This window comes from Mycobacterium sp. UM_Kg1, from assembly GCF_000972925.1.
Classification (GTDB): domain Bacteria; phylum Actinomycetota; class Actinomycetes; order Mycobacteriales; family Mycobacteriaceae; genus Mycobacterium; species Mycobacterium hiberniae.
The window spans coordinates 1-9,217 of sequence record NZ_JRMK01000137.1; the positions used below are offsets into that span (position 1 = coordinate 1).

Genomic DNA, 9,217 nt, shown 5'->3' on the forward strand with positions numbered 1-9,217 from the left:
AGATGTGTATAAGAGACAGTTGCCGTGCTGGTCGGCGATCACCTGCGCCTCGACGTGGCGCGGCTTGTCCAGGTAGCGCTCCACGAAGCACTCGCCCCGACCGAAGGCCGCAATCGCCTCACGGGTGGCCGATTCGAACAGCTCGGGAATCTCCTCGATGGTGCGCGCCACCTTCATGCCGCGACCGCCGCCGCCGAACGCGGCCTTGATCGCCACCGGCACGCCGTGCTCCTTGGCGAAGGCCACCACCTCGTCGGCGTCCTTGACCGGGTCCGGGGTTCCGGGCACCAGCGGCGCCTTGGCGCGGGCGGCGATGTGGCGGGCGGTGACCTTGTCACCGAGGTCGCGAATCGCCTGCGGGCTCGGCCCGATCCAGATCAGCCCGGCGTCGATCACGGCCTGCGCGAAGTCGGCGTTCTCCGAGAGGAAGCCGTAGCCCGGGTGGATGGCGTTGGCACCCGACTGGGCTGCCGCGTCCAGGATCTTCTCGAAGACCAGGTAGGACTCCGCGGAAGTCTGACCGCCGAGCGCGAACGCCTCGTCGGCGAGCCGGACGTGCGGGGCGTCGGCGTCGGGTTCGGCGTACACCGCCACGCTGGCCAATCCGGCATCGCGCGCGGCGCGGATCACCCGGACTGCGATCTCCCCGCGATTGGCGACGAGCACCTTGGAGATCTTCGAGCTGGCATGGTTCGCCACTGGCCCTCCTGATGGCATGTATAAGAAATGTCTTTAAGAATCTAGCTTCAGGCAGTGTAAAGCGCGACCACTGAACCTGTTCCAGTGCCCCTTACGCGGCGCGCAAATGCCGCTTGATGCGGGTCAACATGGCCGTCATTCCGCGCAGGCGCAACGGGCTGATCAGGGCTGCCAGGCCCAGTCGGGAGGCGAAATCCTCCGGGACGGCCAGGATGACGTCGGCCGGCTGGCCGTCGAGACCCGCCGCCCAGATCGAGGCGAAGCCGCGCGTCGTCGGCGCCTCGGGGGGCGCGCTGAAGTACAGCCGCACCCGTTGCGGGTCGGCGGCATCGACATGCAGGAACAACGGCGACTGGCACTCTGGTACCGGTTCCATCGCCGATTCGGCCAGGTCATCGGGCAGATCGGGCAGCTCGTCGGCGAATTCCAGCAGCAGCCGCAGTTTGTCCTGGCCTTCCACCTCGGCGAAGTCGGAGACCACCTGCGCCAATGCCTCCGGCAGACTCATCAGCCGGCTGCGGCTGCTGGTAGTGCTCCGGGCTCCGGTCCGTCGACGATGGGCACGCGAACGGTGTTACCCCACTCGGTCCACGAGCCGTCGTAGTTGCGCACCCCCTCCATGCCCAGCAGGTGGGTCAGCACGAACCAGGTGTGGCTGGAGCGTTCCCCGATGCGGCAGTACGCGATCGGCTTGTCGTCGGGCTCGAGGAAGGAGTACAGCTGCTCGAGTTCCTCGCGCTTGCGGAATCGGCCGGCATCGTCGGCGGCCTTGCTCCACGGGACCGACACCGCGGTGGGGATGTGGCCGCCGCGCAGCACGCCCTCCTCCGGGTACTCCGGCATGTGCGTGCGCTCGCCGGTGTACTCCTGCGGCGAGCGGACGTCGATCAGCGGTACCCGGCCGATGTGGGCCAGCACGTCGTCCTTGTAGGCCCGGATGGGAGCGTCGTTGCGGGTCACGACGGGGTAGCCGGTCGACTGTTTCGACGGCACGTCGAGGGTGGTCTCGCGGCCCGAGGAGACCCACAGGTCGCGGCCCCCGTCGAGCAGCCGGACGTCCTCGTGACCGAACAGGGTGAACACCCACAACGCATAGGCGGCCCACCAGTTGGACTTGTCGCCGTAGATGACCACGGTGTCGTCGCGAGAGATGCCCTTGCGGTTCATCAGGTCGGCGAACTGCTCACCGGTGATGTAGTCGCGAACCGGGGAAGCGTTGAGATCGGTGACCCAGTCGATCTTGACCGCGGTCGGGATGTGGCCGATGTCGTAGAGCAACACGTCCTCGTCGGACTCCACCACGACGAGGCCCGGCCTACCCAGATTGCCCGCGAGCCAATCGGCTGTCACCAGGCGTTCGGGGTGGGCGTAGGACTGCAGGGCGGGCGTGGGATCGGCAGGAACTGGCACGATGCCGAGCCTACCGCGTTGCTTTGCTGTGGCCAGTGCACCGAGTGTGAACTGGGGGCGGAAATCAGGCGGGAATCCCGCCCCCAGTTCACACTCGGCGGGCGCGTGCTTCCCCCACCCGACCGACGATTCCGCCGACGGTGTCGTCCTTGGTGATGCGCACGTCGATCCAGCCCATCTCGGCCAGCGCCTCGGCACGACGAATGTCGTGGTTGAACTGCCTGGCGCTGCGACGGTGATGGTCGCCCTCATAGTCGACGCCGACTTTGATCTCCTCCCAACCCATGTCCACGACCGCGACCAGCGTGCGGTATTTGCCGTAGACCGGGATCTGGGTGGTGGGCCGGGGGAAGCCGGCTCTGATCAGCAGCAGGCGCAACCAGGTTTCCCTGGGCGACTCGGCCCCCGGATCGACCAGGCCGATGGCGGCACGCGCATTCCGGATGCCCCGATGCCCCGGGTAGCGCTGGGCGAACAGTTCGATGTCGGCCACCTTCAACCTGGTCGAGCGGGCCAGCGCGTCGATCGTGGCGACGGCCGCATCCAGCCGGTAGCGCGACGCGATGTCGAACGCGGTGCGCAGCGGCGTCGTCACCGGTATGCCGCCGACCGCCGTGACCTCGTCGTCGGCGAGTTCGTCAGCCCACGTCCGGATGCCCGGCGGCGGACGGCGGTTGGCGTAGTGCAGCTCGGCCGGGTAACCCGCGTCGAGCCACTTCGCGCCGTGCAGCGCCGCCGCCGAGCGGCCGGCGGGCACGGCGCGCCGTCGCGACCACAGCCAGGCGGCCTGCGCACGGTTCACCGGCGTGACGGGCTTGCCCGCGGGCAGGTACACGCCCGGATAGACGAGGCGGTGCCGGCTGCGGAGTGCGTGCCGGGTCAAGCGTCCGGCTGCGAGGGCCTCGCTGCCGAGGAAGGGCTCGTCCATGACGAGAGCCTGCCGAACAGCACCGACAGTGCGCCGAGTGTGAAGTGGTGGCGGAAATCCGTCGGGAATCCCGCCCGGAGTTCACGCTCGGCGAGCGGGGTTGGTCGCCCACAGCTGCGCGACCGAGAGACCGGCGTGACGCAACAGCCGGCGCACCATCGGCAGGCTGATGCCGATGACGCTGGAGGGATCCCCGTCGACACCGTCGACGAACCAGCCCCCCAGACCGTCCAGGGTGAATCCGCCGGCCACCCGCAACGGCTCCCCGCTGGCCAGGTAGGCCTCCAGGTCGTCGTCGTCGGGGCGACCGAATCGCACGGTGGTGACAGCTGTTTCGGTGATCTGATGGGTGATCGCGTTGTCGCGCAGGCAGATCAGGCTGTGGCCGGTGTGCAGCTGGCCGGACTTACCGGCCATCGCGCGCCAGCGGCTGCGGGCCTGCTCGATCGTGGGCGGCTTGCCGCACAGCTTGCCGTCGATGTAGAGCATCGAATCGCAGCCGATCACAACGCAATCGGCGCTTACCGAGGGCTGCAGAACGGCGGCCACCTGCTCGGCTTTGGCGGTGGCCAGGGCGCCGGTGACGGCAGCCGGGTCGGCATCCTCGGGCAGGCCGGCCATGACGGCGTCCTCGTCGACACCGGAGACCACCACCAGGGGGTCGATTCCGGCGCCGCGCAGGACGGCCAGCCGGCCAGCGGAGGCCGAACCGAGGACCAGTCGCGTCACCGGTGTGTCACCGACACATCACCGGCGCATGTGGGTGCGTTCCAGCAGGGTGATCCGCTGCCAGCTGAACACCGGCATCCGCAGCTTGTCGACCGGGTTTCCCCACAGATTGCGGTCCTGCGCCGCAGGCTCGGCTGCGCCGCCTCCGGCCGCACCCAGCACCGCGACCAGCACCGCGATGTCCTCGTCGGTGGGGTTGCCCCGCAGCACCTTGATGTGCGGCTCGGTGGCGGTGGGGACTTCGGAAGTCTCGGTGACTTCGGTGGCGTCGTCGCTCACAGCGGAATGTTCCCGTGCTTCTTGGGCAGCGGTTGGACGATCTTGCGTTCCAACAGCCGCAGCGAGGTGGCGATGTAGCCGCGGGTGTGCGACGGCGGGATCACCGCGTCGACGTAGCCCCGCTCCGCGGCGACGTAGGGGTTGACCAGCGTGTCTTCGTACTCCTGCTGCAACTGCAACCGGAGCGCGTCGACGTCGTCGCCGCTCTTTGCGGCCTCGTTGAGCTGCTGGCGGTAGACGAACCCGACCGCTCCAGAGGCGCCCATCACCGCGATCTGGGCCGTCGGCCAGGCAACGTTGACGTCGGCGCCCATCTCCTTGGACCCCATCACGCAGTACGCGCCGCCGTAGGCCTTGCGGGTGATGACGGTGATCTTGGCGACGGTGGCCTCGCCGTAGGCGTAGAGCAGCTTGGCGCCGCGCCGGATGATGCCGTTGTACTCCTGCTCGGTACCGGGCAGGAAGCCGGGCACGTCGACCAACAGCACGATCGGGATGTTGAAGCAGTCACAGGTCCGGATGAACCGGGCGGCCTTCTCCGAGGCGTTGATGTCCAGGCAGCCGGCGAACTGCGTCGGCTGGTTGGCCACGATGCCCACGGTGCGACCCTCGATGCGGCCGAAGCCGACGATGATGTTCTGGGCGTAACCGGCCTGGACCTCGAGGAACTCGTCGTCGTCGAGAATCCGGGTGATGACCTCGTGCATGTCGTACGGCTGGTTCGGCGAGTCCGGAATCAGCGTGTCGAGTTCGAGATCCTCGGCGGTGAGGTTGTCCTCGATGGAGCCCTCGGGCGCCGGTACCGGGAAGTGCGGCGGGTCGGCGTAGTTGTTCGGGGGCAGGTAGCTCAGCAGGTCGCGGACGTAGTCCAGCGCGTCCTGCTCGCCGGAGGCGACATAGTGCGCGGTGCCGGACTTGCCCATGTGGGTGTGGGCGCCGCCCAGCTCTTCCTGGGTGACCTCCTCACCGGTGACGGTCTTGATCACGTCCGGGCCGGTGATGAACATCTGGGAGGTCTGGTCGACCATCACGATGAAGTCGGTCAGCGCGGGGGAGTAGACGTGGCCACCGGCTGCCGCGCCCATGATCAGCGAGATCTGCGGGATGACCCCCGAGGCCAGGATGTTGTTGTGGAAGATCTTGCTGTACAGACCCAGCGAGACCACACCCTCCTGGATGCGGGCGCCGGCGCCGTCGTTGATCCCGATCAGCGGCCGGCCGGTCTTCATGGCCAGCTCCTGGACCTTGACGATCTTCTCGCCGTAGACCTCGCCGAGGCTGCCGCCGAACACGGTGGCGTCCTGGCTGAAGATGCAGACCTCGCGGCCGTCGATGGTGCCGTAGCCGGTGACCACGCCGTCGCCGAGCGGGCGCTTGTCGGCCAGGCCGAAATTGGTGCTGCGGTGGCGGGCCAGCGCGTCGAGCTCCACGAATGAGCCCTCGTCAAGCAGTGCGTAGACCCGCTCCCGAGCGGTCAGCTTGCCCTTGGCATGCACCTTCTCGACCGCGGCCTCACCGACCGGGTGCAGGGTCTCTTCGGTCCGACGCTTGAGGTCGGCGAGTTTGCCCGCGGTGGTGTGGATGTCGACGACATGCTCGGCCTGTGCCTCTACGTGGGCCTCGCCGGAGTGCTCGGTAACACTGGTCATAAGAAACGATCTTAAAGTGTGGGCTGTCAGTTCCCCCGACCGGATCGGTTAGGCGAGTCCCCCGCCTCCCGTGGGCTCCAACCGGATCACCACGGCCTTGGACGCCGGTGTGTTGGACCGCGCCGCGGTGTGGTCCAGCGGTACCAGCGGATTGGTCTCGGGATAGTAGGCCGCGGCATTGCCGACCGGAGTGGAGTAGGCCACCACCAGGAAGTCGGCGGCGCGCCGCTCCTGCAACCGGCCGTCGGCGTCGACCCATTCCGACACCAGATCGACCCGGTCGCCGTCGGACAGTCCCAGCGCCTCGATATCGGCGGGATTGACGAACACGACGCGACGGCCACCCTTCACCCCGCGGTAACGATCGTCGAGCCCGTAGATCGTGGTGTTGTACTGATCGTGGCTGCGCAGGGTCTGCAGGACCAGACGCCCCGGTGGGGTCGGAACCCATTCCAGCGGATTGACCGCAAAGTTGGCCTTGCCGGTGTGCGTGGGGAATTCGCGGGCGTCACGCGGTGGGTGGGGGAGTTGGAAGCCGTCTGGCAGGCGGACCCGGCGGTTGTAGTCGGCGCAGCCGGGGACCACTGCGGCGATCGCGTCCCGGACGGTGTCGTAGTCCTCGGCGAAGCGCTCCCACGGCACCGGATGATCCGGCCCCAGCACGCTGCGGGCCAGTTCGCAGACGATCTGGACTTCGCTGCGAACCTCCTCGCTGGGCGGGTGCAGCCGGCCCCGCGACAGGTGCACCATCGACATGGAATCTTCCACCGAGACCACTTCTTTGCGGCCGTTGCGGATGTCGCGGTCGGTGCGTCCCAGGGCGGGCAGGATTAACGCAGTGCGGCCGTGGACCAGGTGGCTGCGGTTGAGCTTGGTCGACACCTGCACAGTCAGCGAGCAGCGGCGCAGTGCGGCCTCGGTGACCGCGGTGTCCGGCGAAGCCGCTGCGAAGTTGCCGCCCATGGCCAGGAACACCGTGGCCCGGCCGTCACGCATCGCTCTGATCGCGGCCACGGTGTCGTATCCGTGCCGACGCGGGCTGACGATGCCGAACTGCCGATCCAACGCAGCCAGGAACTCCTCGGGCATCCGCTCGCAGATGCCCATGGTGCGGTCGCCCTGAACATTGGAGTGCCCTCGCACGGGGCAGACCCCGGCGCCGGGCTTACCGATCATGCCGCGCAGCAACAGCACGTTGGTGGCCTCACCGATGGTGGCGACCGCATGACGGTGCTGAGTCAGGCCCATCGCCCAGCACAGCACCGTGCGCTGCGACGCCATCAGCATCTCGGCCAACCGGCGCAACTGAGCGTGCTCGACTCCGGTGGCGGCGGCCACCACGTCGAAGTCCACGTCGAGGGTCCGGCTCCGGTATTCCTCGAACCCGGCGCAGTGCGCATCGATGAAGGCGTGGTCGACCACGGTGCCGGGTGCGCGCTCCTCGGCCTCGAGCAGCAACCGGCCCAGCCCGGCGAACAAAGCCATGTCGCCACCGAGGCGGATCTGGACGAACTCGTCGGCGATCGGCACGCCGCGGCCCACGACGCCGTTCAGCTTCTGGGGATCCTTGAAGCGGATCAGTCCCGCCTCGGGCAGGGGGTTGATCGCCACCACCTGCGCCCCGTTGGCTTTGGCCTTCTCCAGCACCGACAGCATTCGCGGATGGTTGGTGCCCGGATTCTGGCCGGCGATGACAATCAAGTCCGCATGCTCGATGTCGTCGACGGTCACCGAGCCCTTGCCGATCCCGATCGAGTCGCTGAGGGCTTGGCCGGAGGACTCGTGGCACATGTTGCTGCAGTCGGGCAGGTTGTTGGTGCCGAAGCTGCGGACCATGAGCTGGTAGACGAAAGCCGCTTCATTGCTGGTACGCCCGGAGGTGTAGAACACCGCCTGGTCTGGGCTGTCCAGTTGCTGCAGCTCCATGGCGATCAGTCGATAGGCCTGGTCCCAACTGATCGGTCGGTAGTGGTCGTCGCCCGGCCGGAGCACCATCGGGTGGGTGAGGCGACCCTGTTGCGACAGCCAGTACTCCGGTTTACCCGACAACTCCTGGACTGAGTGACGGGCGAAGAAGTCCGGCCCGATGACGCGGCTGGTGGCCTCCTCCGCGACGGCCTTGGCCCCGTTCTCGCAGAATTCGGCGATCTTGCGCCCGCCCTGTTCCTCCGGCCATGCGCAGCCGGGACAGTCGAACCCGTCACGTTGATTCAGGCGTGCCCAGGCGGCGCCGGTGCGCCACAGGCCCATCTGGCTCAGGCTGCGCTGCAGCGAGACAAGCACCGCCCGCATTCCGGCGGCTTCGCGCTTGCGCGCTGTGACGCGCACAGCGTGCTCGTCGTAGTCGCTGTCTATGTCTGCACCGTCAGCGCGAAATCGGGCCATGATGATGCCAACCTAGAACGTGTGCGCACGTTGTGGAAGCCCGCCCGGCCGTAAGCTGACCGCCATGGACAGACCCGAGCTCGACGCCGGCGCGTTGCGTGCCGCGCTGATCGGTCCCACGGGTTGGCGGGCATTGGACGTCGTGGCCGAAACCGGTTCCACCAATTCCGATCTGCTGGCGCGCGCGGCGGCGGGGGAGGATATCGACGGGGCCGTGCTGCTTGCCGAGCACCAGACGGCCGGCCGTGGGCGGCACGGCCGGCAGTGGGGAGCGCCGGCGCGCAGCCAGCTCGCGCTGTCGGTGGGAGTCGCCGCTGACACGGTGCCGACATCGGGTTGGGGATGGCTGACCTTGGCGACCGGGGTCGCCGTTGCCGATGCGATCGCCGACGTCTCGGGCCTGCAGGTCGGCCTGAAGTGGCCCAACGACATCATCGTGGGCGAGGGCAAGCTGGCCGGCATCCTCGCCGAGGTGGCCGCGCCCCGTCAGCTGATCGTGGTGGGTCTGGGGCTCAACGTGACCATGACCGAGCAGGAGGCGCCGGATCCCGCGGCGGTCTCGCTGGCCATGCTCGGTGCCCCGGTGGTTGACCGAAACATCTGGGCCGAAAAGGTTCTTCGCCACCTCGCAGACCGGATTGCGGCCTGGCGGCGGGCCGGCGGGGCAGACGACGCACTGGTGGCGGACTACCGGCGGCACAGTTGCACGCTGGGGGTCAGGGTGCGCGCCGACATCCCCGGCGGTCAACGAGTGGAGGGGCTCGCCGAAGGTATCGACGGAACCGGCCGACTGGTCATCAACACCGGGGATGGCAGTGTCACGGTGTCCGCCGGCGACGTCACCCGGCTGCGGCCCAGCGGTTCGCTCGACGAGCCCAGCGGTTCAGCGAGGCTCGACGGAGTCGAGGCGAAGCTGGGACCGCTCGACGAGCCCAGCGGATAGGGCAGACGGTGGGTTATCCGGAAAGCGTGCTCGCCGCCGACGAGCATGTGGTGCTGCACCGGCACCCGCACGTCAAGCGCCTGGTTGCGCCGGTGCTGGTGCTGCTACTGGCCACCGCCTGCGCCGCGTTCGCCGCCGGTCTGATCAACCCGCTGGCCTGGGATCCGACCGCCAAGAACCTGTCTCTTATACACA

At 68.2% G+C, this 9,217-nt stretch carries 9 protein-coding genes and 1 pseudogene; 2 read left to right on the top strand and 8 right to left on the bottom strand.

Annotated features, from left to right (window positions below):
- From LI92_RS17225 to LI92_RS17260, 8 genes are all read right to left on the bottom strand, one after another.
- On the bottom strand, positions 1-699 hold a 699-nt coding region (locus LI92_RS17225), incomplete at its 3' end, for a biotin carboxylase N-terminal domain-containing protein (protein ID WP_046320997.1).
- 91 nt (positions 700-790) lie between these two features.
- A complete protein-coding gene (locus tag LI92_RS17230; RefSeq protein ID WP_046320998.1) occupies positions 791-1,207 on the bottom strand; it encodes a SufE family protein in 417 nt (138 codons plus the stop codon).
- Positions 1,207-2,109: a sulfurtransferase gene (locus tag LI92_RS17235; protein WP_046320999.1), complete on the bottom strand. Its 903-nt coding sequence runs from the start codon at positions 2,107-2,109 to the stop codon at positions 1,207-1,209. The genes LI92_RS17230 and LI92_RS17235 overlap by 1 nt, the downstream gene beginning before the upstream one ends.
- 88 nt (positions 2,110-2,197) lie before the next feature.
- Positions 2,198-3,037 carry a type IV toxin-antitoxin system AbiEi family antitoxin gene (locus LI92_RS17240; RefSeq protein ID WP_046321000.1) on the bottom strand — a complete coding sequence of 280 codons (840 nt, stop codon included), beginning with the start codon at positions 3,035-3,037 and terminating at the stop codon, positions 2,198-2,200.
- Positions 3,038-3,118: 81 nt separating this feature from the next.
- Positions 3,119-3,766 carry a Maf family protein gene (locus LI92_RS17245; protein WP_046321001.1) on the bottom strand — a complete coding sequence of 216 codons (648 nt, stop codon included), beginning with the start codon at positions 3,764-3,766 and terminating at the stop codon, positions 3,119-3,121.
- An 18-nt stretch (positions 3,767-3,784) separates the two neighbouring features.
- The gene (locus LI92_RS17250; protein WP_046321002.1) at positions 3,785-4,045 is read right to left on the bottom strand and encodes an acyl-CoA carboxylase subunit epsilon; all 261 of its coding nucleotides are present in this window, start codon (positions 4,043-4,045) and stop codon (positions 3,785-3,787) included.
- Entirely contained in the window at positions 4,042-5,694 is a 1,653-nt protein-coding gene (locus tag LI92_RS17255; RefSeq protein ID WP_046321004.1) for an acyl-CoA carboxylase subunit beta, read from the bottom strand. The genes LI92_RS17250 and LI92_RS17255 overlap by 4 nt, the downstream gene beginning before the upstream one ends.
- Before the next feature lie 48 nt (positions 5,695-5,742).
- The gene (locus LI92_RS17260) at positions 5,743-8,079 is read right to left on the bottom strand and encodes an FdhF/YdeP family oxidoreductase (RefSeq protein ID WP_046321005.1); all 2,337 of its coding nucleotides are present in this window, start codon (positions 8,077-8,079) and stop codon (positions 5,743-5,745) included.
- A 64-nt stretch (positions 8,080-8,143) separates the two neighbouring features.
- Between LI92_RS17260 and LI92_RS17265 the strand changes: the two genes are divergently transcribed.
- Positions 8,144-9,022: a biotin--[acetyl-CoA-carboxylase] ligase gene (locus LI92_RS17265; RefSeq protein WP_046321007.1), complete on the top strand. Its 879-nt coding sequence runs from the start codon at positions 8,144-8,146 to the stop codon at positions 9,020-9,022.
- 8 nt (positions 9,023-9,030) lie between these two features.
- A pseudogene (locus LI92_RS17270) lies at positions 9,031-9,217 on the top strand (PH domain-containing protein); the annotation flags it as partial.

What these genes read in the sequence shown, in the direction of transcription:
- LI92_RS17265 (WP_046321007.1), top strand. Translation starts at nt 8,144, where the DNA reads ATGGACAGACCCGAGCTCGACGCCGGCGCGTTGCGTGCCGCGCTGATC.
- LI92_RS17260 (WP_046321005.1), bottom strand. Translation starts at nt 8,079, where the DNA reads ATGGCCCGATTTCGCGCTGACGGTGCAGACATAGACAGCGACTACGAC.
- LI92_RS17230 (WP_046320998.1), bottom strand. Translation starts at nt 1,207, where the DNA reads ATGAGTCTGCCGGAGGCATTGGCGCAGGTGGTCTCCGACTTCGCCGAG.
- LI92_RS17240 (WP_046321000.1), bottom strand. Translation starts at nt 3,037, where the DNA reads ATGGACGAGCCCTTCCTCGGCAGCGAGGCCCTCGCAGCCGGACGCTTG.
- LI92_RS17255 (WP_046321004.1), bottom strand. Translation starts at nt 5,694, where the DNA reads ATGACCAGTGTTACCGAGCACTCCGGCGAGGCCCACGTAGAGGCACAG.